Origin of the sequence: Bradyrhizobium sp. CCBAU 25338 (assembly GCF_028128965.1) — a bacterium.
Taxonomy (GTDB): Bacteria; Pseudomonadota; Alphaproteobacteria; order Rhizobiales; family Xanthobacteraceae; genus Bradyrhizobium; species Bradyrhizobium liaoningense.
In genome coordinates this window covers 533,424-556,458 of sequence record NZ_LFKY01000041.1, presented here as the reverse complement: position 1 = coordinate 556,458, position 23,035 = coordinate 533,424, and the positions used below count along the sequence as shown (strand labels likewise).

General features: G+C 62.9%; 25 protein-coding genes and 1 pseudogene. 18 read left to right on the top strand and 8 right to left on the bottom strand.

Annotation, left to right across the window (positions count from 1 at the left end; translation table 11 throughout):
- Positions 1-324, bottom strand: a complete 324-nt coding sequence (locus ACM42_RS29660; RefSeq protein WP_271531155.1) for a chaperone NapD — start codon at positions 322-324, stop codon at positions 1-3.
- Between the two features lie 26 nt (positions 325-350).
- Entirely contained in the window at positions 351-533 is a 183-nt protein-coding gene (gene napE, locus ACM42_RS29655; protein WP_271531154.1) for a periplasmic nitrate reductase, NapE protein, read from the bottom strand.
- 258 nt (positions 534-791) lie between these two features.
- On the opposite strand from napE, the gene ACM42_RS29650 reads away from it, so the two are divergent.
- Positions 792-1,997 (top strand): LLM class flavin-dependent oxidoreductase, encoded by a 1,206-nt coding sequence (locus ACM42_RS29650; RefSeq protein WP_271531153.1) that lies wholly within the window; start codon positions 792-794, stop codon positions 1,995-1,997.
- A gap of 157 nt (positions 1,998-2,154) precedes the next feature.
- Positions 2,155-2,937, top strand: coding sequence for a helix-turn-helix transcriptional regulator (locus ACM42_RS29645; RefSeq protein WP_271531152.1), 783 nt, complete (start codon positions 2,155-2,157; stop codon positions 2,935-2,937).
- A 129-nt stretch (positions 2,938-3,066) separates the two neighbouring features.
- On the opposite strand, the gene ACM42_RS29640 is transcribed toward ACM42_RS29645, so the two are convergent.
- Positions 3,067-4,065: a helix-turn-helix transcriptional regulator gene (locus ACM42_RS29640; RefSeq protein WP_271531151.1), complete on the bottom strand. Its 999-nt coding sequence runs from the start codon at positions 4,063-4,065 to the stop codon at positions 3,067-3,069.
- A gap of 219 nt (positions 4,066-4,284) precedes the next feature.
- On the opposite strand from ACM42_RS29640, the gene ACM42_RS29635 reads away from it, so the two are divergent.
- The 16 genes and pseudogenes from ACM42_RS29635 (at position 4,285) to ACM42_RS29560 (ending at position 18,043) form a co-directional block, all read left to right on the top strand.
- The gene (locus ACM42_RS29635) at positions 4,285-4,656 is read left to right on the top strand and encodes a helix-turn-helix domain-containing protein (RefSeq protein ID WP_271531150.1); all 372 of its coding nucleotides are present in this window, start codon (positions 4,285-4,287) and stop codon (positions 4,654-4,656) included.
- Between the two features lie 237 nt (positions 4,657-4,893).
- Entirely contained in the window at positions 4,894-5,562 is a 669-nt protein-coding gene (locus ACM42_RS29630; protein WP_271531149.1) for a hypothetical protein, read from the top strand.
- Positions 5,563-5,667: 105 nt separating this feature from the next.
- Positions 5,668-6,010, top strand: a pseudogene (locus ACM42_RS29625) (HdeA/HdeB family chaperone).
- Positions 6,011-6,103: 93 nt separating this feature from the next.
- Positions 6,104-7,534, top strand: coding sequence for a DUF1254 domain-containing protein (locus tag ACM42_RS29620; RefSeq protein ID WP_271531148.1), 1,431 nt, complete (start codon positions 6,104-6,106; stop codon positions 7,532-7,534).
- Between the two features lie 89 nt (positions 7,535-7,623).
- Positions 7,624-8,733: an HlyD family secretion protein gene (locus tag ACM42_RS29615; protein WP_271531147.1), complete on the top strand. Its 1,110-nt coding sequence runs from the start codon at positions 7,624-7,626 to the stop codon at positions 8,731-8,733.
- 80 nt (positions 8,734-8,813) lie between these two features.
- Complete coding sequence (locus ACM42_RS29610; RefSeq protein ID WP_271531146.1) at positions 8,814-9,899, top strand: SphA family protein; 1,086 nt, start codon at positions 8,814-8,816, stop codon at positions 9,897-9,899.
- Between the two features lie 19 nt (positions 9,900-9,918).
- Entirely contained in the window at positions 9,919-10,353 is a 435-nt protein-coding gene (locus ACM42_RS29605) for a DUF2721 domain-containing protein (protein WP_271531145.1), read from the top strand.
- A gap of 281 nt (positions 10,354-10,634) precedes the next feature.
- A complete protein-coding gene (locus tag ACM42_RS29600; RefSeq protein ID WP_271531144.1) occupies positions 10,635-11,489 on the top strand; it encodes a L,D-transpeptidase in 855 nt (284 codons plus the stop codon).
- Positions 11,490-11,579: 90 nt separating this feature from the next.
- Positions 11,580-12,743 carry a cytochrome P450 gene (locus ACM42_RS29595; protein WP_271531143.1) on the top strand — a complete coding sequence of 388 codons (1,164 nt, stop codon included), beginning with the start codon at positions 11,580-11,582 and terminating at the stop codon, positions 12,741-12,743.
- Positions 12,744-13,258: 515 nt separating this feature from the next.
- A complete protein-coding gene (locus tag ACM42_RS29590; protein WP_271531142.1) occupies positions 13,259-14,209 on the top strand; it encodes a sulfonate ABC transporter substrate-binding protein in 951 nt (316 codons plus the stop codon).
- The gene (locus ACM42_RS29585; RefSeq protein WP_271531141.1) at positions 14,188-14,334 is read left to right on the top strand and encodes a hypothetical protein; all 147 of its coding nucleotides are present in this window, start codon (positions 14,188-14,190) and stop codon (positions 14,332-14,334) included. The genes ACM42_RS29590 and ACM42_RS29585 overlap by 22 nt, the downstream gene beginning before the upstream one ends.
- A 10-nt stretch (positions 14,335-14,344) precedes the next feature.
- Positions 14,345-15,508 (top strand): FMNH2-dependent alkanesulfonate monooxygenase, encoded by a 1,164-nt coding sequence (ssuD, locus tag ACM42_RS29580; RefSeq protein WP_271531140.1) that lies wholly within the window; start codon positions 14,345-14,347, stop codon positions 15,506-15,508.
- On the top strand, positions 15,505-16,311 hold the full coding sequence (gene ssuC / locus ACM42_RS29575) for an aliphatic sulfonate ABC transporter permease SsuC (protein ID WP_271531139.1): 807 nt from the start codon (positions 15,505-15,507) through the stop codon (positions 16,309-16,311). Before ssuD ends, ssuC begins: the two co-directional genes overlap by 4 nt.
- Before the next feature lie 20 nt (positions 16,312-16,331).
- The gene (locus ACM42_RS29570; RefSeq protein ID WP_271531138.1) at positions 16,332-17,177 is read left to right on the top strand and encodes an ATP-binding cassette domain-containing protein; all 846 of its coding nucleotides are present in this window, start codon (positions 16,332-16,334) and stop codon (positions 17,175-17,177) included.
- A 34-nt stretch (positions 17,178-17,211) separates the two neighbouring features.
- Positions 17,212-17,793: a flavin reductase family protein gene (locus tag ACM42_RS29565; RefSeq protein WP_271531137.1), complete on the top strand. Its 582-nt coding sequence runs from the start codon at positions 17,212-17,214 to the stop codon at positions 17,791-17,793.
- Positions 17,794-17,887: 94 nt separating this feature from the next.
- The gene (locus ACM42_RS29560) at positions 17,888-18,043 is read left to right on the top strand and encodes a hypothetical protein (RefSeq protein ID WP_028180679.1); all 156 of its coding nucleotides are present in this window, start codon (positions 17,888-17,890) and stop codon (positions 18,041-18,043) included.
- Between the two features lie 115 nt (positions 18,044-18,158).
- On the opposite strand, the gene ACM42_RS29555 is transcribed toward ACM42_RS29560, so the two are convergent.
- The 5 genes from ACM42_RS29555 to fliG all read right to left on the bottom strand — a co-directional run bounded on the left by ACM42_RS29555 (position 18,159) and on the right by fliG (position 23,019).
- Entirely contained in the window at positions 18,159-19,307 is a 1,149-nt protein-coding gene (locus ACM42_RS29555) for a M20 family metallopeptidase (protein WP_271531136.1), read from the bottom strand.
- 201 nt (positions 19,308-19,508) lie between these two features.
- Positions 19,509-20,894 carry a sigma-54-dependent transcriptional regulator FlbD gene (flbD, locus tag ACM42_RS29550; RefSeq protein ID WP_271531135.1) on the bottom strand — a complete coding sequence of 462 codons (1,386 nt, stop codon included), beginning with the start codon at positions 20,892-20,894 and terminating at the stop codon, positions 19,509-19,511.
- Positions 20,895-20,950: 56 nt separating this feature from the next.
- On the bottom strand, positions 20,951-21,301 hold the full coding sequence (gene fliN, locus ACM42_RS29545; protein WP_057027996.1) for a flagellar motor switch protein FliN: 351 nt from the start codon (positions 21,299-21,301) through the stop codon (positions 20,951-20,953).
- Positions 21,302-21,304: 3 nt separating this feature from the next.
- The gene (locus tag ACM42_RS29540) at positions 21,305-21,928 is read right to left on the bottom strand and encodes a FliH/SctL family protein (RefSeq protein WP_271531134.1); all 624 of its coding nucleotides are present in this window, start codon (positions 21,926-21,928) and stop codon (positions 21,305-21,307) included.
- Positions 21,928-23,019 (bottom strand): flagellar motor switch protein FliG, encoded by a 1,092-nt coding sequence (gene fliG / locus ACM42_RS29535; RefSeq protein WP_271531133.1) that lies wholly within the window; start codon positions 23,017-23,019, stop codon positions 21,928-21,930. Before fliG ends, ACM42_RS29540 begins: the two co-directional genes overlap by 1 nt.
- Positions 23,020-23,035: the final 16 nt, after the last annotated feature.

Sequence of the window (23,035 nt, the reverse complement as noted above, 5' to 3'; positions counted from 1 at the left end):
TCAGGCGGTTTCGATGGCGTGGAAGACGAGGGCTGCGGAATAGACGTTTGGCAGCGACTGGATGGTGTTGAGCAGGGTGCCGAGGCTGCCGGCATCGGGCGCTTCGGTCACGACGACGAGCTTGCCGCGCGCGTCGCGGCCGTAAATCTCGCAGCCGGGCAGCGCGGTGATCTCGGCTTCGAGCTCGGCGAGACGTTCGGGCCGCGCCTGCACCAGGATGCTGGCGATCTCGGCGCCCGGCGGCGCGATGATGCGATCGGCGCTGAGCACCCGGCCGGTGATCAAGGCACGGCGGTTGAGTGTGTGGGGGGCGGCCTGGGCCATGATGCCTGTCTTTCGCTTCAGGGGAATCAATGTCGGGAGGGCGGGCCGGGAGGGCCGGCAAACATCTGGTAGATCCAGACCCCGAGCCCGTAGCTGCCGACGGTTCCGACCGCGAGGACGGGCATCACGACCGCGGTCAGGAACAGGAAGGCGAAAATCTCCATGCGCTTACGGCGCACGCGCGAAGACGCGTCGTCTGGGGCCGACATATTCGGTCTCATCTGAAATGTGGGGATTGGGACGGCATCCGGGCCGTTGCCTTGCTGCACTTCTGATGCAATCGGGCCGCCGCGGCGTTGATCTGGATCAATGTGCCGGCTTGCGCGGATGTCGCAGCGCTGCGTCGCGGCGGTCCGCCTTGCCACGCACAGGTGCGGATCATTCTCCCGCACGGCGGAATTGCCGCTCCGTAGACAGCGCCGCCTCACCCACTAAGATGCGATCAACAACAATAAACGGGAGGCGTCATGAAGTTCGGCATCTTCTACGAGCTGCAACTGCCACGGCCCTGGGTGCCCGGCGACGAGCTCAGGCTCTACCAGAACGCGCTCTCGCAGATGGAGCTCGCCGACAGTCTCGGCTACGACCACGCCTGGGTCGTCGAGCATCACTTCCTCGAGGAATATTCGCACTCGCCCTCGCCGGAATCGTTCCTGGCCGCAGCGAGCCAGCGCACGAAGAACATCAGGCTCGGCCACGGCATCCTCCAGCTCACCACCAACCATCCGGCGCGTGTCGCCGAACGTGTCGCGGTGCTCGACCTGCTCTCGAATGGCCGCTGCGAATTCGGCATGGGCGAGAGCGCGTCCATCACCGAGCTCACTCCGTTCGGGCGCGACATGGAGACCAAGAAGGAGGTGTTCGAGGAGGCGGTCGCCGCGATCTTCCCGATGTTCAAGGATGCCGGTAGCGAGCACCACGGCAAGTATTTCGACATCCCCCTGCGCAACGTGGTGCCGAAGCCGGTGCAGAAGCCGCATCCGCCGCTATGGATGGCGTGCTCGCAGCTGCCGACCATCGAGCGGGCCGGCCGTCACGGTTTCGGCGCGCTCGGCTTCCAGTTCGTCAGCGCCGACGCCGCGCACGCCTGGGTACACGCCTATTACAACGCGATGACCAAGCGGCTGCACAAACTGGCCGACTACGAGATCAACCCGAACATGGCGCTGGTGTCGTTCTTCATGTGCGCCAAGACCGACGAGGAGGCGCGTGCGCGCGCCGACGGCGCCACCTTCTTCCAGTTCGCGCTGCGCTTCTACGGCGCCGCGCAGAACCGCCAGCGGCCCGCGCCCTACACCGTCAACATGTGGGATGAGTACAACAAGTGGAAGCGCGACAACCCGGAAGCGCAGGAGGCGAGCTTGCGCGGCGGCCTGATCGGCTCGCCCGAGACCATCCGCAGGAAGCTGAAGCGGTTCCAGTCCTCGCACATCGACCAGGTCATCCTGCTCAACCAGGCCGGCAAGAACAGCCACGAGCACATCTGCGAATCGCTCGAGCTGTTCGGCCGCGAGGTGATGCCGGAGTTCCAGAACGATCCGGCACAGGCCGAATGGAAACGAGGCGTGATGAGCGGCGAGATCGAGCTGGAAGAGATCGACACGGAGGCCTTTACGGATCGCTACGGCAAGCTCGCCATCAACGTCGCGCCGGCGAAGGCTGCGGCGGGGTAGGGCTCGCACTTGGCCGCATGGCCCCCGGCTCAGCAGCGCATCGTTGCACGCTGCGCAGAGCCGGGACTCGAGAGGCGTCGTGAACCGCCGTCTCCGGCTTTCGGCAATATCCCGCGGCTGCTATCCTCCGCCAAAAGGACTTCGGTGGAGGAAACCAATGCGGCCCAAAGGGATGGTCTCAAATCCTGCGGCCGGCGATGTCACGCCGGCGGTGCTCGCCATCGGCCGAGCTGACTTTCCGAACATCCTCATCGACACGCTGCGCCGGCAGGCCGGGGTCGGTCATTGCATGGTGTTTGCGCTGACGCGCGCGGGCGCGGCCCGTTGTTTGCTGGACGCCGGCAACATCCCGATCGGCGGCGATCTCGGCGCCGCCTATGCCGGCCAGTTCCACGAATCCGATCCGAACCGCGATGCGCTGTTCGAGGCCGAGGGCGATGCGCCGATCATGCTTCCGTCCTTCGCGCCGCGCATGTACGGCGCGCGTTATCGCAAGATATTCTTCAACGATTCCGGCATCGTCGACAAATGCGCGACCGCGATCTGGACCGGCGACACCTGCTTCTATGTCAACTTCTATCGCATCGCCGCGCAAGGTCGCTTCGGCGACGAACAGTGCCGACGGCTTGGGGCAATCGCACCGGCGATCGCGGCGATCGTCGCGCGCCATTTCCAGGGAAGCGCAACGCCGGACCAGACCCTCGCCGCGCTGTTCGCCACCCGCGCGCCGCTCGCCGATCTCACGCCGCGCGAGCGGGAAGTCTGCCACCGCATCCTGCTTGGCTTCAGCTCCGAAGCGATCTCGAGAGGACTCGGCATCAGCCTGCATTCGACACTGACCTATCGCAAGCGCGCCTATGAACGGCTGGGCATCTCCTCGCAGAACGAGCTGTTCGGAATTGTGCTGCGGTTGCTCTCGGGGCCTCACGGACCGAACTGAGGGGACACCAGGTTCGCGATATCGGCTTTCCGAGAGCAAAATGGAACACGCAGTCTGGCCGCCGTGATTGTCGTATTTTGACCCAGAGCGGACATTGAACCAGTCGAAACAGCTTCGTAGAAACAAATATTACCGGGGTCGCCATTGTTCGCGAAACTGCCCTGGAGTGACGCCAGCGATCCTCCGGAAGGCGCGGGTAAAGTGGGCAGGATCCGCGTAGCCAGAAGCGAAAGCAATTTCGATGATCTTGGAATCGGTGTTACGTAGGAGCTGCCTGGCATTTTCAAACCTGACAGCATCCACCAGCCCCGAATAAGTAAAACCGGCCCGCGAGAGCTGGCGTTGAAGGCTTCGCGCACTGATGCCCGCCATTTCTGCAATTTCAGCAAGCATTGGAGGTCGCTCGTCAAGATAGGACGGAAGCATCAGCTTTAGTACCTGGATGAAATCAAAACCGGAATGTTGGACGTGGTCGTTCAGATCGATAGAACTTTCGTTGGACCTGTTAGGAAGTGCCAGAAGCGAAACAGGCACGTCGATCCACGATGCCCCTTGACCGGACAGGAATCGAGAGGTTGGCCAAAATGACTGGCAAGCCGGACCCGGCGTGTACCGCGCTTCAAAGGCGATAGTTGCGGGAGCCCAATCCGGTCCGGCGAACTGCCGGACGATGTAAATCGGAAAAACGTTCTGAAGCCACTGCGAATGCTCGAGATGCTGAAGCCCCTTGGTCCCGGCAAGCCTGCTGCAATAGCGCGCATGATCGTCGTGATACTCGAGCCAGTTGCTCAAGTTTGAGTCTTCAAGCGAGGCCCATTTGCAGGCCTGTTGCAGCGCGACAAGCAGCGTCGGAGAATGACGGATCAAAATCCGGGTTCTTTCACTCAGGTGGCCGAAGTGTAGCGTCTTGGCAGCGTGGAATCCGAAATCCTCAATACCCTGCGACCTGCTGGCAAATGCTGCAAACTCGATCGCCGGCAAAATGGGAACGTAGTGATCGGATTTTTCCTCCAACGAAGCGGGTAGTCGAAACCTTTCCAGAAGGGAAGCGGCTGGCGTGCCAAGATTATTCAGAATGTCCACGAAGGGACTAAGGTGTTGGCAACGTGTCAAATGAATCTTCGCCACTGACTGCACCTCAAACGAAAACTTGGGAAAATACTAAGAACGCAGCTTGTCGGGCACAATCCTTCCGAGAGAATTTCAGGTTTCAGACAATCCCATTTGGCGAAAATTCTGGCGCTTGGTGGCCAGAGGGGGCTTTCATGGGGCCATAGTCTCTTGATCCGAATTCCATCGAGGGAGCATAGGCTTCGCGCCTCATACCAACCGATGAGAGCTGTCCGCTTGCCTTCATCCAAGGCGGTCCGCGCCGCCATTGTCGCATCGCTGCGGCACGGTGACGCAACCCTCGATAGAACGGCGCAAGCGCTCAAGATCAGTGGCCGTACATTGCAGCGTCACCTCGAGCGCATGGGCACAAGCCACAGCAAACTGCTCGCAGAGGTGCGTTTGCAGATCGCCTGCCACTTGCTCGCCGATTCGAGTAAGCGGTTGTCGGACATCGCAGAATCACTCGGCTATACCAACGCAAGTAGCTTCAGCCGATCTTTTGCACGTTTGATGAAAATTCAACCTGTTGTTTACCGGCGGCAGCAACAGAGCCGCGAGCATGATCGGCTGAATGCCCGCCGTCGTTCTCGCGCGATTGACCGCTAACAATTCCTGACGATTGGCGCGAAATGGCAAGACGCGCGATGTGAATTGGCGAGAAATGCAGAACGATTGCTGCGGCGGGGTCAGCGTCACCATCGCGAACGCGCTGTCCCGCCATTGATCTATACCAATTCCTGACAAGAGAAGCCGTCTTGTCTCGGCGGCGCTGCTCCAAGGCATTCTTTAATTGTTCAGTTGCTGATCGAAAGAACAAACCAGCCTGCAAAGGAGAAGACCATCATGACGGTTCGTCTTGCGATGATCGCGGTTTGCGCCGCTGGCTTAGTGGCTTTCCCGCATAAACTTCTGGCTCAATCGTCGGCAGAGAACAAGCGGCACATTCCGCTCGAGAAATCCATCGGTCAGGCAAAGCCGGAAGTGGTCCCGTCTCTTTTTGTCCTCAACTCGCGCGGCGCGAGCCTGAAAGAAGGGACGCTGGTGCTGACGGGAATTTCACCGAATGCGATCGTGTTTGCCGATCGGCCTGTTCGCGCCGCGGGGCACGATCTCACGTCGCGAATTGTCGAGGATTGGGGCAACGGGAGCGACAACTTCGCGAAGGATCCCCCGAACGCCACCGTGTCAGGATTCAAGAAGGACGGATCATCCGTGGTCGATGCCGTCGTCGTACTGAAATCGCCCAGGCTTGAGGGTGACAAGCTGACCTTCGATGTCGACGTACTCGAAGGCGATCTGGCTGGAGCGGATGGCCCGGCATCGGTTTTTATCGACATCATTGGCCGGCCGTTCACGCCGTTGTCTTTCGCCGGCGTCGCCCGCCGTACGGCCTGGCGCGGAGCGTTCTACCGTGGCGCTGCTTTCGCGGGAGCGGCTGCTGTGGCTGGCGCGGCAGCGTACCCCTATTACGCCCCCCGGTGCGGATACTATCCGTATCCGCCTTGTTACTGAGCAACGCGACCGGCCACGTCACGACCGCTGAGCCGACAGGTGGAAGGTCGGCCCGATCTAAGCCCAACACGAGTTCACAGGAGGGAGATCATGGAACGAACCACCATGATTGCAGCATCGCTGATCGTCGTCAGCATTCAGTCAGCGCATGCGCAGACGGACCTGAGCAGTTATGCCAACGCCAGAAGGCTATCTGGATGTTCAGAAGCTGACATGCGCGCAGCTCGCCGGAACGCGGCAGGGAGACGCCGATCTTCTCACTGCCTGGTATAGCGGTTGGTACAACGGCCTCGCGCGCAAGCACTACCTCGACATCAAGAAGTCCCGCGAGGCGGAGCACGAAGTGATCCAATATTGCAAGGCACATCCTGACCAGCTCATCATCGAGGCGATCGCTGTGGTCTTCAAGGATATGAGAGCGGCGCTCGGGATCAAGATGCAACCGTAATTGTGGGATTGGGCACCTTGTACGGCAGGCCGACAGTCGGAGCCGCCTGCCGATAGTTCGAAGACCATTCGATTTGCAAACAGGGAGAGAACGATGGAGATCACACGTCGCAGTCTTGCGCTTGGCGGAATGAGTCTGCTCGCCGGAGCGGGAATAGCTCAGTCGGCCGGCGCCCAGGAGGGGTCTTTCCTCGGGGTAGGTCAGGGCCTGGAGGACTTCTGGCTCGCGAGCGACGCCTACATATTCGGCTATCCGTTGGTGACGATGGAGATGACTCGTCGGGTCCTCACGAATGTTGCCGAGCCCGTCGGAACACGGGGGCCGATGGGCCATATCATCAAGCTGCGTCAATATCCGGACGCATCGTTCCGGGATGTCACGGCACCGAACGCAGACACGCTCTATACAACTTCGTTCTTTGACGTCGGAAAAGAGCCATGGGTCCTCAGCATCCCGGATATGAAGGGGCGCTATTTCCTGATGCCAATGCTGGATGGCTGGACGACGGTGTTCCAGGTGCCGGGGAAGCGCACCACCGGCACGGGCGCACAGACCTACGCCATCACCGGGCCCGGCTGGAAAGGCAAACTGCCGGACGGGGTGAAGGAATACAAGTCGCAGACCAATATTGTGTGGTTGCTCGGCCGCATCTATTGCACGGGAACTCCAGAGGATTACGCCGCCGTGCACAAGCTGCAGGACGAGTTCAAGCTCGTGCCGCTCAGCGCCTACGGCAAGCCATACACACCGCCTCCGGGAAATGTCGATCCGTCGATTGACATGAAGACGGCTGTCCGTGAACAGGTCAATCGCATGGACGCAGTGTCGTATTTCAAGCTGCTCTGCGACCTCATGAAAACCAATCCGCCATATGCTGCAGATGCCCCCCAGTTAGCCAAATTCGCCCGGATCGGCATCGTCCCCGGCCAGGATTTCGATGAGAGCAAGCTCAAAGCGGACTTCCTCAGACGCTTGCCGGAACTATCGGTCGACAGGATCATGCTCCAGTTCAAGATCAACAAAGCTATCAAGGACGAGAATGGCTTTGCCTTCACGACGAAAGGCGGCATCTACGGCACCGACTATCTGATGCGGGCACTCATCACCGCGATCGGACTCGGCTGCAACCGTCCGCAAGACGCGGTCTACCCGACCTCGGAAAAGGATGCGGAGGGCCACAAGTACAATGGCGCAAACAAGTACGTCATGCGGTTTCCCAAGGGGCACCTGCCTCCGGCGGAAGGATTCTGGTCGCTCACAATGTACGACAGCGGCTACTTCTTCGTGAGCAATCCGATCAACCGTTACTCGGTCAGCGCACGTCAAGAACTGAAGGAAAATCCGGACGGCTCGACCGATCTCTACATCCAGAAGGAGTCCCCCGGCAAAGAAAAGGAGTCGAACTGGCTTCCGGCGCCTGCGGGAGATTTCGTACTCATGCTGCGCATGTATTGGCCGCAGGAGACTGACCCGTCGATCATCAATGGCACATGGACAGTTCCCGGCGCCAGAAAGGTTGCTTGAGAGTACGAACTAGGGTCGCCCCCCCGCTCCGCGGGGGGCGGATTTCTTACTTGGAGCTTAGTAGATCTCCCTGACCACGAGCTAATCTCATGCTCATCATACTGACGCTTTACCTGGTCTTGGTTTGGCTGGTCTTCTCAAAATTCAAGCTCCTTAGATTGGGGTGGGCTTCCGGCACAATCGCGGCCCTGATCGGCGCTTTCATCCTCGCGGTCTTCCTTGCGATGTTCAACTACCTCACGCCATCGGGAAGTTTCGTTGTCGGCTCGCGGGTGGGGGAGATCGCGCCCAACGTTTCCGGTCAGGTGACCAAGATTCCGGTTCTGCCCAACATGCCGGTGAAGGCGGGAACGACATTGTTCCAAATCGATCCGATGCCATTCCAGTACAAGGTCGATCAGCTTGAGGCCTCGCTGGCGGGGGCAAGGCAGCAAGTTCTCCAGCTTAGGGCGAGTTACGAACAGGCGAGCGCTAACGTCGAGGGGCTGACCAAGCAACTCGCTTATCACGACAAGCGGCTCGCCGATTACGCGCAACTGACCGGACAAGGGGCGCAAAGTGAATTTCGGTTACAGGACGCGCAGCTTCAGCAGGAGACGGCCCGATTCCAACTGCAGGCGGCCAAGGCAGCACAACAAAGCGCCAAGCTCGCTATGGACGCTGAGATCGGCGGCATCAACACGACCGTGGCTCAAGTCCAAGCTCAGCTCGAGGATGCCAAGTGGGAGCTCGAGCAGACCACCGTCCGCGCGCCCGCCGAAGGCTACGTGACTGCCATGGCCCTGTCAGCCGGCGACCGGGCAACGCAGGCGCGCGCCGTGATGTCGTTCGTTGTCACAAACGAGATCACAATTCTTGGCATGTTTTCGCCCAACGGATTCCGAACCATAAAGCCGGGTGCGAAGGTCAAGCTGGTGTTCGATGACGATCCCGGCCGCATCTATAATGCGACGATCACGGCAATCCCGCAGGGTACGGGCGAAGGCCAGATTGCTGTTTCCGGAACGCTTACCCGGGCGGGTTCGATCCGGGGTGCCAGGACATATCCGGCACTTATCTCCATCCCGAAGGATACCGATCCCAGTCACCTCAAGCTGGGTATGCCCGGCACCGCGACCGTATTTGCCGATAATGCCGGTGTCATCGGACTACTCATGTCGATTCTGGTTTGGATCAGTTCTTACACCGCTTTTCTGTGAGGTTGCAGGAAGGCCCTCGATTGAGGCTGGTTTGTTGAAAAGCTTCGCGTGGACAAGAATCAACAAAAATGAGGCCAAACATGACAAACGCGCGATACGCAGTATTCTCGTCGCCGGGGCGGGAGAAGCGACCTGCGCCACGAATTGTAGCCGGATTGCTGGCGGCATCTATTGCGTTTCTCTCGCAGCCTGCAAGCGCCGATGAGGGCGGCGTTTCCTACTGGCTTCCTGGCCGCTTTAGCAGCCTTGCTGCGACACCTCAGGTTCCCGGCTGGTCGATGGCGGCAGTCTACTATCACACCAGCGTAAGCGCATTTGGTACTGCGGCCGCCGCGAGAGAGGTTCACGTTGGCAGAATTCCCACAACAGTAAACGTCGATCTGAACTTGCGCTTGAATGGGCGGGGAGATCTTGTCCTGCTCAATCCCACGTTCACCTTCGCAACGCCGGTGCTGGGCGGGCAACTCGCCATCGGGGTAACGGGACTATTCGGGCGATCGAGCGCCGATCTTGCCGGAACGCTGACGACGGCTATTGGCCCCCTCGGGATAACGCGTGCGGGCGGTTTCGGCGACTCGATCACATCTATCGGCGATCTCTACCCGCAGGCGACACTCAAGTGGAATGCAGGCGTCCACAACTTCATGACCTATGTCACAGGAGATATCCCTGTTGGCGCTTACAGTTCGTCTCGGCTCGCCAATCTTGGCATCGGTCATGCCGCCATCGACGCCGGCGGCGGCTACACATACTTCAATCAGCAGGCCGGTTACGAATTTTCCGCCGTGGCAGGCTTCACCTACAATTTAAAGAATCCGGATACGCAATACCAGAACGGCATCGACTTCCACGTAGATTGGGGAGCCTCGCAATTTCTGTCGAAGCAGAACTTCGTCGGCCTCGTTGGTTATGCTTATCAGCAGATCACCGATGACTTCGGCCAGCATCCCGCCCTGGGAGGCTTTCGGTCGCGTGTGCTGGGCATCGGTCCGCAGGTCGGCTTCCTATTCCCCGTGGGGGACATGCAGGGATATCTGAACCTGAGAGGATATGGTGAGTTCGCTGCCGAGAATCGCCCGGCTGGCTGGAATACATGGTTGACCTTCTCAATCTCGCCGATGGCGCCGACCAGCACGGTCACGCCAACCCGGCGGCTAACGAAATAGCTGCGGGCCTCGCCAACCAATGCTGCCGGACACACCGTCAATCAGCCAGCTCTCTCACGTCATTTCGCAGGCGGCCGCACCGGCGTTTCTTCTTGGCGCACTGGCGGCCTTCATCGCCCTGCTGATATCTCGCCTGAACAGGATCATCGACAGATCGATCTATCTGAATCAGATCTCTGATCAGGATCAGGCGAGAAGCCGGCTGAAGGCAGACTTGCCCCGCCTTGTTCGGCGTGCCGCCATGATCAATCGTGCGATCTTCTGGGCCATTGTGGGAAGCATTTCGATAGGCATCGTCATCATCGTAGGCTTCGTAAGTGCATTCTTTGAGATCCGGCACGAAAGAGGCGTCGCCATCCTCTTCGTCATTTCTGTTTCAGTCTTCATCGTGTCTCTGATGGATTTCGCGCGCGAGGTTCGGATTGCGCTGAACGAATTTGACCACTACGGCTGATTTGGCACCACTCTTGTCTGTACTTGGCTCCCAAAGCCGTCGCTGACGAATGAGCAAAGCATATCCGCTCCGCGGGGCAATTCAGACCTCTATTCGCTCCGCGATCAGAAGTGCGTTGTCCGCGTCGCCAGCTCAATATCGAGCGGTGCTCCCAATCTCATGTTGCCGAGCAGGAGTTCGGCGTTAACCATCGCCAACGGTTCCGGTCTGGGCGAAATCGCTTCGAAGTTTCTTAAATCTTGCTGGGTACCTCTTCCAGGCATGATGATCTGGGAGAAGACATGAGCAAGCGGGCCAGACGTGGAAAGGCGGAGACGCTCGCGCTACCGATGGCCGCGAGAGTTGCAATTGGCGCCGTGGCTGTCGCCGCGTTGGGGTACGGTTTGCTGTCTCGCCCCGCGAGCGTGCAACCGGCGCGGAAGCCGTCCGCGCAGGAAGCCCGGGCATCGTCGACTCCGGTTTACGTGTCGACGCCGGTTCAGGCATCAGCGCCGGCTCCGGCTCCAATTCCCGCCCCGGCGCCTCTGGTCGAGCCGCCGAAAGCCGCCGAAGGTCCCGGAGCACTTGTTCGGCAGGTGGTCGACTACGCCAGCCGCCAGCCGCCGGGCACCGTGATCATCGATACCAAGAACACATTCCTTTATTTCGTCCTGAACGACACGCAGGCGATGCGCTACGGCATCGGTGTCGGCCGCGAGGGCTTCACCTGGTCCGGTGAACAGACCGTGGCTCGCAAGGCGGAATGGCCGGATTGGCATCCGCCGGCGGAGATGGTCTCGCGTCAGCCTTATCTGCCGCGGTTCATGGCAGGTGGCCCCGGCAATCCGCTCGGCGCCCGGGCGATGTATCTGGGCGAGACCGAATATCGAATTCACGGCACCAACAACCCCGATACGATCGGGAAGCGGGTTTCGTCCGGCTGCATCCGGCTGACCAACGAGGACGTCGTGGACCTCTATGAGCGGGTGAAGATCGGAGCGAAGGTGATCGTGCTTCCGGCAACCGCTGCCCGTCGTCCGGGAACGCCGCCCGACGCCGCCTTCCGATTGCCGGACCCGGCATCGCCGTCGAAGCGGCCCTTGGCGGCCAACGCGCAGATGCCGTCATCCGGACCGAAGATCGCCGAGGCCCGGTAACTCCAATGCCGCCCGTCCCTATCGTTAGGGACAGACGCCGGCGTCGGACCTCGCTAGTCTCCTGGAAACGAGAATCCAGGAGGGACCGCATTGAGCACGGCGCCGCGCATCGACATCGACCCGGCCGCCTTCTGGGCCGATCCCTATCCGATGCTCGCGAAGATGCGGCGAGAGGCGCCGATCGCCTTCGTGCCGCAGCTCGGCTCGACGCTGCTGACGAGCCGGGACGACATCTCGATCTCCGAGAAGCAGATCGACGTGTTCTCCTCGCACCAGCCCGCCGGCCTGATGAACCGGCTGATGGGCCACAACATGATGCGCAAGGACGGTGAGGCGCACCAGGTCGAGCGCCGCGCGATGTTTCCGACGGTCTCGCCGAAGACGGTGAAGGCGCACTGGACCGCGCAGTTCCAGGCCCATGCCGATCGCATCATCGCTTGCATCGAGCCGGGCCGGATCGATTTCATGCGCGACTTCGCGCTGCCCTTCTCCGGCGAGTGCCTGAAGTCGATCACCGGCCTCACCAATATCGGCTTTCGGGACATGGACGCGTGGTCGCAAGGCATGATCGAGGGCATCGCCAATTATGCCGGCGACCCCGAGGTCGAGGCGCGCTGCCACGCCGCGACGTCGGGCATCGATGCCGCGATCGACGACATGCTGCCGGTGATGTGCAAGCGTCCAAACCAGAGCATTCTCGGCGTGCTGCTCGCCTCGGGCATGCCGATGGAGAGCGTGCGCGCCAACGTCAAGCTCGCGATCTCGGGCGGCCAGAACGAGCCGCGCAAGGCGATCGCCGGCACGGTGTGGGCGCTGCTCACCCATCCCGGGCAGCTCGACCTCGTGCGCAGGGGCGAGGTGTCCTGGCTGCAGGCCTTCGAGGAATATGCCCGCTGGATCTCGCCGATCGGCATGTCGCCGCGGCGCATCGCAAAGCCGTGGAGCATCCGCGACGTCGCCTTCGAAACCGACGAGCGCGTGTTCCTGATGTTCGGCTCCGCCAACCGCGACGAGAAGCACTTCGAGCGCGCCGATGCGTTCGACGTGAGACGAGATACGTCCAGGAGCGTCGCCTTCGGCGCCGGCCCGCATTTCTGCGCCGGCGCCTTCGCCTCCCGCGCCATGATCGCCGACGTCGCCCTGCCGACCGTGTTCGCCCGCGCCAAACGGCTCGAGTTGGCCGATGACGAGGAGGTGCGGATCGGCGGCTGGGCGTTCCGCGGGCTGCTCAATCTGCCGGTGAAGTGGCACTAGGCCGGTGGTGCTCGGGGCACCTAGTCCTCACACGTTCGGTGTCATCGCCCGGCTTGACCGGGCGATCCAGTACTCCGAGACGGTTGTGGTTGAATCGATGGGCCGCGGCGTACTGGATTCCCCGCCTTCGCGGGGAATGACAGCGGAGATGGTGGAAGCTTCGCGCCCCAGTACCCCCAGTCCGCCATGGTGCCATTCTGCCACTGTATTGCCCGACGGGTCAAGTAAATTTCGCTAAATACGAAATTCGTTTCGTAACAAGACCTTGGCTACTGTGCATGGGGTTGTTTTCGCATTTTCATGGTGCTGGGGCGCCGTGCGTTCCGATTGTCACATTCGCGTGCGGAAAAATTCGCTCTGCATTCGCTCCGCGGATTGAAAGATTAATCATGCGCCGCGCCTCGCGCGCAGTGCGCGCATCGCTATTTTTCCGCACGTCTCGACACCTCCGATAAGCCGCACCATCATCCGAGCAACACGAATGAATGACGGCCGCATGCGGCCGGGAGAGTGGAATGCAGCGTCGGGACTTTCTGAAACTGTCGATTGGAACTGCGGCCGTCGCCGCGTTCGCCTCGCGCGTCAACGCGCAAGGTGCGGTGAAGGAGATTCGTATCGGCTACCAGAAGAACGGCGTGCTGGTCATCACGCGCCAGCAGGCCGCCCTGGAAAAACATTTCGCCCCGCAAGGCATCGAGGTGAAGTGGGTCGAATTCTCCTCGGGGCCTCCGATGATGGAGGCGATGAACGTCGGCAGCGTCGATTACGGCGCGGTCGGCGATTCCCCGCCGGTGTTCGCCCAGGCCGCGGGCGCCGCAATCGTCTATGCCGCCGGCCAGCCGATCACCAACGGCCAGGGCATCCTGGTGCCGAAGGATTCGCCGATCCGCACCATCGCTGAATTGAAAGGCAAGCGCATCGGTTTCACCAAGGGCTCCAGCGCTCACAACATCGTGGTGCAGACGCTGGAGAAGGCCGGCCTCACCTATGCCGACATCACGCCAGTCTATCTGACGCCGCCGGACGCCGGCCCTGCCTTCGCCAATGGCAGCATCGAGGCCTGGGCGATCTGGGATCCTTACTTCGCGATCGGCGAGACCAGGCAGAGCGGCCGCATCCTGATCAATGCGCGCGAGGTCACCAAGACCAATTCGTTCTACATCGCCAATCGCGACTTCGCGAGGAACCACGGCGAGATCCTGCAACAGATCGTCGACGTCACCACCGCGACCGCCCGATGGGCCGAGCACCACCGCGACGAGGTCGCGAAATCGCTCGCTGCGGTCACCGGCATTCCCCTCGACATCCAGACCATCGCAGCGAACCGCTCGTCATTCGTGGTCGGCCCCGTCACCGACGACATCGTCGCGACCCAGCAGGGCGTCGCCGACCGCTTCTACAAGCTCGGCCTGATCCCGAAGCCGATCGTGATTCGCGACATCGTGTGGCGCAACCCGGCAGCCTGATCGTGCCGACCGGCCTTCCCATCCACAAGGGTTTGAACATGAGACGTATCATTCAGCGTCTGATCGCAGCCATCGTGCTCTCGATCGGCATCGTCGCCGCCGCAGTCGGCACGACCTACGGTTAGGAGCACATCCATGAGCCAATCCAAGAGCAATATCCTCTGGTTCCTGCCGACCCATGGCGACGGGCGCTATCTCGGCACCGGCATCGGCGGCCGCGAGGTCGACTTCAACTATCTGCGCCAGATCGCGCAGGCCGCCGATCAGCTCGGCTATTTCGGCGTGCTGATCCCGACCGGCCGGTCGTGCGAGGATTCCTGGATCGTCGCCTCGAGCGTGGCGCCGTTCACCGAGCGGCTGCGCTATCTCGTGGCGGTCCGTCCCGGCCTGCAATCGCCGAGCGTGGCGGCGCGCATGACGGCGACGCTCGATCGCATCTCGAACGGCCGGCTTCTCGTCAACGTCGTTACCGGCGGCGATCCGGTTGAGAACAAGGGCGACGGTGTCTTCCTCGGCCATGACGAACGCTACCAGGTCACCCGCGAGTTCCTGGGCGTCTACAGCGACCTGCTCGCCGGCAAGACGGTCAATGTCGAAGGCAAGCACATCCATGTCGAGGGCGGCAAGCTGCTGTTTCCTCCGGTGCAGTCCCCGCGGCCGCCGCTCTATTTCGGCGGTTCGTCCGATGCCGGCATCGACGTCGCCGTGGACACCGTCGACAAATATCTCACCTGGGGCGAGCCGCCGGCGCAGGTCGCCGAGAAGATCGCGAAGGTGAGGGAGGTTGCCGCCGCGCGCGGCAGAAAGCTCTCCTTCGGCATTCGCCTTCACGTGATCGTCCGCGAGACCAATGAAGAGGCCTGGAGCGCTGCGAACGAGCTGATCAGGCATGTCAGCGACGAGACCATCGCGCTGGCGCAGAAGAACTTTGCCCGCATGGATTCCGTGGGCCAGCAGCGCATGGCGCAGCTCCATGGCGGCAGGCGCGACAAGCTCGAGATCGCGCCGAACCTGTGGGCCGGTGTCGGCCTCGTGCGCGGCGGCGCCGGCACGGCGCTGGTCGGCGACGCCCAGACCGTCGCGGCCCGCATCAAGGAGTATCAGGATCTCGGCATCGATACCTTCATCATGTCAGGCTATCCGCATCTGGAGGAAGCCTATCGCTTCGCCGAGCTGGTGTTCCCGCTGCTCTCGCTGGAGCAGCCGAACAACGTGACGAAGCTCCATTTCAACGGCGGTCCGTTCGGCGAGACGGTCGGCAGCGATCTCCGTCCGCAGCACCGGGTGTCGCAGTCATGAGCCTGATCGACAGCGTTTCGCTTCCGCGCAGCCTCCGCCTGCCGCGTCTCGACGGCCTGATCCAGTGGATCGTGCCGCTCGCCATCATCGCGATCTGGCAGGTCGCGAGCGTCACCGGCTTCGTGCCGACCCGTGTGCTGCCGGCGCCGAGCGACGTCGTGCTGGCCGGCTGGAAGCTGCTGCTTTCCGGCGAGCTCGTCCGCAACATCTGGGTCTCGTTCTGGCGCGCCTCGATCGGTTTTCTGATCGGCGGCAGCATCGGTTTCGCGTTCGGCCTCGCCAACGGTCTGTCGCAGCTCTCGGCAAAGCTCACCGACACCACGCTGCAGATGGTGCGCAACGTGCCGCATCTGGCGCTGATCCCGCTGGTCATCCTCTGGTTCGGCATCGACGAGAGCGCGAAGCTGTTCCTGGTGGCGCTCGGCGTCTTCTTCCCGATCTACCTCAACACGCTGCACGGCATCCGCACCGTCGATCCGCAGCTGATCGAGATGGGCCGCATCTACGGCATGACTGACGGCGAATTGTTCCGCCGCGTGATCTTTCCGGGCGCGCTGCCCTCGATCTTCGTCGGCATCCGCTTCGCGCTCGGCATCATGTGGCTGACCCTGATCGTCGCCGAGACCATCGCGGCGTCCTCGGGCCTCGGCTACATGGCGATGCAAGCGCGCGAGTTCATGCTGATCGACGTCGTCGTGCTCTCGATCCTGATCTACGCTCTGCTCGGCAAGCTTGCCGACAGCCCCTCCCGCGTGCTGGAGCGCCTGACGCTTTCCTGGCACCCCGCCTTCCAGAAACGTTGAGCAGAAATACTGGGAATCACATGCAGACAGCGCTTCGTACGTCCCTTCCCGAGACCGAGCTCGCCAGCCGCGCCAATTTCGTCCCTCATGTCCCTCATGCTCGTGTCGTGCACGAGGAGCGTCCGGTTCACACCGGCGGCCGGCCGCTCAGCATCCGGGGCTTGCGCAAATCCTTCGGCGCCAACGAGGTGCTGCGCGGCATTGATTTGCACATCCCCGCCGGCCAGTTCGTCGCGATCGTCGGCAAGAGTGGCTGCGGCAAGAGCACGCTGCTGCGTCTGATCGCCGGCTTGGACGAGATCGACGCCGGCAGCATCAGCTTCGGCGGTGACGTCCAGCCCGAAGACATCCGCGTGATGTTCCAGGAGCCGCGGCTGCTGCCCTGGGCCCGCGTGCTCGCCAATGTCGAGGTCGGCCTCGGCCGCGATCGTGCCTCCAGCGATGCGCATGCGCGTGCCGAGAAAGCCTTGGGCGAGGTCGGCCTCGCCGACAAGCGCGACCAATGGCCCTCGGTGCTGTCGGGAGGCCAGAAGCAGCGCGTCGCGCTCGGCCGCGCGCTGGTTTCGCGCCCGCGCGTGCTCGCCTTCGACGAGCCGCTCGGCGCACTGGACGCTTTGACCCGCATCTCGATGCAGCGGCTCTTGGAGCGCGTCTGGCGTGACCAGGGCTTCACCGCGATCCTGGTGACCCACGACGTCTCCGAAGCGGTCGCCTTGGCGGACCGGGTGCTGGTGATCGAGGAGGGCCGGATCGCCCATGACGTCACGGTCGACACGGCCCGGCCGCGCGCGCGCGGCTCGGCCGAGCTCGCAAGCCTTGAAGGCTCGATCCTGAGCCACCTTTTGTCGGCGGACGATCGTACCTAAATATGAGGGAAGCCCCGCTTCGGGGAGCAATGCCATGAATGTAGTGCCCCGCGATCTCATGACCGAAATCCCCGTCTCGTCCGCCGATTTTCGCGGCGCCATGCGCCACCTCACCGGCGGCGTCAGCGTCATCACCGCCGGGCGGGGCAAGGATATTACGGGCATGACGGTGACCTCGGTCACCTCGCTGTCGGTCGAGCCGCCGACGCTGCTGGTCAGCATCAACCGCGATGCGTCGTCCTTTCCGCTGATCAAGCGCCACGGCGCCTTCGGCGTGAACATCCTCAACGCCGACCAGCTCGAGATTGCCGAGCGCTTTTCCGGCAAGGGCGGGCTGAAGGGCGCCGATCGTTTCGCAGGCGCCAAATGGGTGACGTCGGTCTCGGGCGTTCCCCTGCTGTTCGACGCTTTGTCCGCCTTCGATTGCGAGGTCGAGGAGATCGTCGAACGCCACTCGCACGGCATCGTCATCGGCCGCGTCAGGGACATCAGGAACTCGGCCCGCACCGCGGCCCTTGCCTATTGGCACGGCCAGTATGTGGCGGTCGACCAGGACGAGGACGCCGCCAGGCTCGCAGACGTCAGCCTTCCCGCGCGCGGCCGCCGCGGTATTTGATCGCCGCGCGTGTCGGCGCGGAAGGCTGGCCTTTTCTCCGTCGTCGCTCTAGAAGCGCCTGAACCCCCATGCGGGACGGCAATGGAGCGGATCGATGAAACGCGTTGCAACCTGGGCCTTCTACGCCGTCGGCGCGCTTGCGATCGCCTATCTCGCGCTCTACGCCTACGCGATGTTCTCAGGCTCTCCGATCGTGCCGGGCGACCCCATCCACATCTTCCGCAAGCCCGACGCGCCGAGTTATTCGTGAGGCTCGGGAGGTCTCGTAGGGTGGGCAAAGCGAAGCGTGCCCACCGTTATCTCGTATAAGAGGCGATGGTGGACACGGCGCAAGTGCGCCTTTGCCCACCCTACGGCACCTTCATTCACCCGCGCAGAATCGCCAGCGCCAGCGCCTGTGCGCGCGGCACGATGCTGTCGAGCTCGAGATATTCCTCCGGCGTGTGCGCGAGCCCGCCGACCGGCCCGAGGCCGCAGATGGTCGGCGTGCCGACCGCGGCGGTGAAGCCGGAATCGGCGCAGCCGCCGGAGAATTCGCCCTGGAGCGTAGTGAGGCCGACCTGTCTTGCGGCGGCCTGATAATTTTCGAACAGCGCTTTCGAATCCGCGCTCTGCACCACCGGCACGAACTCGCCCTTGATCGTCAGCGTTGCACTCGTGCCCGGCACGTAGGAGGTCGTGACGATCGTCTCGATTGCGGCCATCACCCTCGCGCGGTCCGCCGGATCGACATAACGCAGGTCGATCTGACCCTCGGCGTAGGGCGCCGTGGTGTTGACGGACTGGCCGCCCGAGACGAGGCCGACATTCAGCGTGATGCCCTTGTCGAGGTCGGTCAGCGCATGGATCTGCACGATCTTGTGCGCGAGCTCGCCGATCGCGCTGATGCCGGCAGCGAAATTGGCGCCGGAATGCGCGGCTTTGCCGGTAATGCCGAGATGCATGAAGATGCCGCCCTTGCGGCCGGTGACCACGTTGCCGGTGGGACGGCCCGGCTCCGAATTGAACACCGCGCGCGCGGCGCGTCCCTCCCGTTCGATCACCGGGCGCGAGGAGGGCGAACCGATCTCCTCGTCCGAGGTGATCAATACCTTGATCGGGTGCGGTGAGCCGCCGAATTTGTGGAAGGCGGTCGCCACGAACACGTTCATGACGAGGCCGGACTTCATGTCGGCGACACCCGGTCCATAGGCGCGGCCATCTCGAATCGTGAACGGACGCCGACCGGCCTCGCCCTTGCCGAATACGGTGTCGCGATGCCCCATCAACAGCACCGGCTTCTCGTTGCTGCCGGGCTTTGCCACCTCGGCATGGATCGCATCACCGAAGGTGGCGTTGGCCTCGCGCCGGAACGGAATGCCGTGCTCGGCAAAGTGCCGCTCGAACCGCGCACCGACCGCATCGACGCCCTCCTTGTCGTAGGATCCGGAATCGATGTTCACGACGTCGCGGAGAAGATCGATCATCGCCTGCCGCTGCGACGCCAGCCAATCCGTGATTTGAGCTTCAGACATGTTCATCCTCGCGTGATTCTCGCAGGGTTATAGGGCCTGGCGTCGCCATGGCCTAGTCACGCGGCGCGGTTCGGTCATGCGAAGGATGCTCTTGAGGTTCGTCATTTCGCTGCGCTCGCAATGACGAGGTTGGCAGCCTGCATCAAACAAAATGCCCGGGACCAGCCCGGGCATCTGCGTTCTCTCAACCAGCGGGGCCGCCTACGCCCCCATCATCGGCATCCGCGGATACTCACCCGGCGTTCCCGCGGGCGGGATCGGGATGCCGCCGTCGGCATATTCGTTGAGCTTGTTGCGCAGCGTGCGGATCGAGATGCCGAGGATGTTGGCGGCATGGGTCCGGTTGCCGAGGCAGTGCTTCAGCGTCTCCAGGATGAGGTCGCGCTCGACATCGGCCACGGTGCGCCCCACCAATGCGCGCGTCACCTGCTCGGCGGCCATGGTGGCATGCGCCACGGCCGGCGCGGTCTTGGCGAGATCGAGGCGGTCGCCGTCCGGCGTGATGATGGCGTCGGGTCCGATCTCGTCGCCGTGCGCCATCAGCACCGCGCGGTGCATGGTGTTTTCGAGCTCGCGGACGTTGCCCTGCCAGCGGTTGGCGGAGAGCACGCGGCGGGCTTCCGCCGAGATCGGGCGCAGCGGCACGCCGTTGGCCTCGGCGTATTTCTTCACGAAGTGCTGGGCGAGCTCCAGGATGTCGGCAGGGCGCTCGCGCAGCGGCGGGATCTTCAGATTGACGACGTTGAGGCGGAACAGGAGGTCCTCACGGAACGTGCCCTCGCGCACGGCTTCGACGAGATTGCGGTTCGAGGTCGCGATGATGCGGATGTCCACGGGCACCGGCTTGGTGCCGCCGACGCGATCGATCACGCGCTCCTGGATGGCGCGCAGCAGTTTCGATTGCAGGCGGACGTCCATCTCCGAGATTTCGTCGAGCAGCAGCGTGCCGCCGGTCGCTTCCTCGAACTTGCCGATGCGGCGCGCGACTGCGCCGGTGAAGGCGCCCTTCTCGTGGCCGAACAGCTCGGACTCCAGGAGGTGTTCGGGGATCGCGGCGCAGTTGATGGAGATGAACGGGCGCTTGGCGCGCGCCGAGCGGGTATGGACGTAACGGGCCAGCACCTCCTTGCCCGTGCCGGATTCCCCCGTGATCATCACCGAGGCGTCGGAGCCGGCGATCTGCTGGGCGAGCTTGATCACCTTCGCCATCGCCTCGTCGCGATAGACCAGCTCGCGGGAATCGTTGGCGACCGCGGCGAGCACCGCGGCGATCAGCTCCGGGTCCGGCGGCAGCGGGATGTATTCCTTGGCGCCGGCGTGGATCGCGGCGACCGCGGCGCGGGCGTCATTGGTGATGCCGCAGGCGACGATCGGGGCGTGGATGTGCTCGGCCTCCAGCCGTAGCACGAGGTCGCGGATGTCGAGGGCGACGTCGACCAGCAGAAGGTCGGCGCCCTTGCCGCCGCGCAGCACGCGCATCGCCTGCTCGTGATCCTCGGCATGGGTCACGGTGGCGCCGTTCTCCATCGCGATCTTGGTGGCGGTGGTGAGCTGGCCCTTCAATGTGCCAACGATGAGAAGCCGCATGTCAGTCTCCTGTCCGTCTGTTCGCGCTGCCGCGCGTCATGTCCTTGTATCTTGCGCTAGCCGCGTTCGGCCTTGATGATTTCCGTCATGGTCACGCCGAGCTTGTCCTCGACCAGGACGACCTCGCCGCGGGCGACCAGCTTGTTGTTGACGTAAATGTCGATGGCTTCGCCGACGCGCCGGTCGAGCTCGAGCACGGTGCCTGGTCCGAGCTTCAGGAGCTCGCCGACGTCCATCTTGGAGCGGCCGAGCACGGCCGAGACCTGCACCGGCACGTCGAACACCGCTTCGAGGTCGGCGGCGGCACGCGCCGCATATTCGTCCTCGTTGTAGCCGACGTCGGTGCCGGTCGGAGGCATCGGGCCGTTGAGATCGGGCAGCGGGACCTGTCCGTCTGTGTCGCTCATGGCTTAATTCCCCCTGCGGGACGCGATATAGCGTCCGACCATTTCGTCGATCTTGGCCGCGATGGCGCCGCGCTCCAGCACGACGCCGCCATCGGCCCATTCGATCCGGCAGTCGCCGGTGGCAATTTCCGGCTCGGCCAGGATCACCAGCCGGCCCTCGAAGCCGCTCTGCTTGGCGAGCCGCTCGATCTTCTCGCGCGCGGCGTCGTAGAGCGCATCGTTGATGCGGACGACGAGATGCGGCGTCGCGACCAGATGCGAGAAGCAGTCCTTGACCAGCGCGACGACCTCGCCGAGCGGCTCGGCGGCGACGAGATCGGCGCACAGCTTGCGCGCCACCGCGACCGCGACCTCGACCGCCTCGGTTTCCATCCTGGTCTCGATGTTGCCGATGCCGGAGGCGACGCCCCGAATTGCGATGTTGATCTCCTCCATGGCGAGCGCGACGCGGCGGTCGCTCTCGGCCTTGGCCTCGTGCTGGCCGGCGGCAAAGCCCTGCTGGTAGGCGCGCGCTTCGGCTTCCGCGACCTTCTGGGCGATCTCGGCTGCAGTCGCGGCCTTCTCGCGCGTCGTCCGCTCGGGCGCCGCGAAGTCGGTATCGAACAGGAATTTTGCCGGAGCGGCCATCAATACACCAGCTCGTCGTCGGCGCGGTTCTTGGTCAGCATGATCTCGCCCTTGGCGGCGAGGTCCTTGGCGAGATTGACCAGAAGCGCCTGCGCCTCGTCGACGTCGCGCAGGCGCACCGGGCCCATCGCCGCCATGTCGTCCTGGAGCATCTTGGCCGCGCGCGAGGACATGTTGCCGAAGAAGAAGTTGCGGACGTCCTCGTTGGCGCTCTTGAGCGCGACGCCCAGCTTGTCCTTGTCGACGTTGCGCATCAGGGTCTGGGCGGAGCCGGAATCGAGCTTCACGAGGTCGTCGAAGGTGAACATCAGCGCCTTGATGCGCTCGGCCGATTCGCGGTTGTCCTCTTCCAGCGAGGTGATGAAGCGGGTTTCGGTCTGGCGGTCGAAATTGTTGAAGATCTCCGCCATCACCTCGTGGGCGTCGCGACGGCGGGTCTGCGACAGGTTCGACATGAATTCGGTGCGCAGCGTCTTCTCCACGCTCTCGATCACCTCCTTCTGTACCGCCTCCATCTTCAGCATGCGGTTGACGACGTCGAGCGCGAGCTCCTCGGGCAGGATGCCGAGCACGCGCGCCGCATGCTCCGACTTCAGCTTCGACAGCACCACGGCGATGGTCTGCGGATATTCGTTCTTGAGGTAGTTGGCGAGGACCTCTTCCTGCACGTTGGAGAGTTTCTCCCACATGTTGCGTCCTGCGGGGCCGCGGATCTCATCCATGATGCCGTTGACGCGCTCCGGCGGCAGGTATTGCTGGAGCAGGCGCTCGGTGGCGTCGAAATTGCCCATCAGCGCGCCGGAAGCCGACATGCGCGAGACGAATTCGAGCAGCATGTCCTCGACGGTGTCGACCTCGACGGTGCCAAGCGTCGACATCTCCAGCGAGAGCTGGCGCACCTCGTCGTCGTCGAGCAGGCTCCAGATCTTGCCGCCATATTGCTCGCCCAGCGCCAGCATCAGGATCGCAGCACGCTTCGGCCCGGCCAGCGCCTCGGTCTTGCTGCCCCCGCGGCTGCCGGCGCGCTGGCCCAGCGTGGAGATCACGCTGGTGATGTCGTTCGAATTGGCGTTTTGCAGGGAGGCGGCCATGTCAGATCACTTCTTG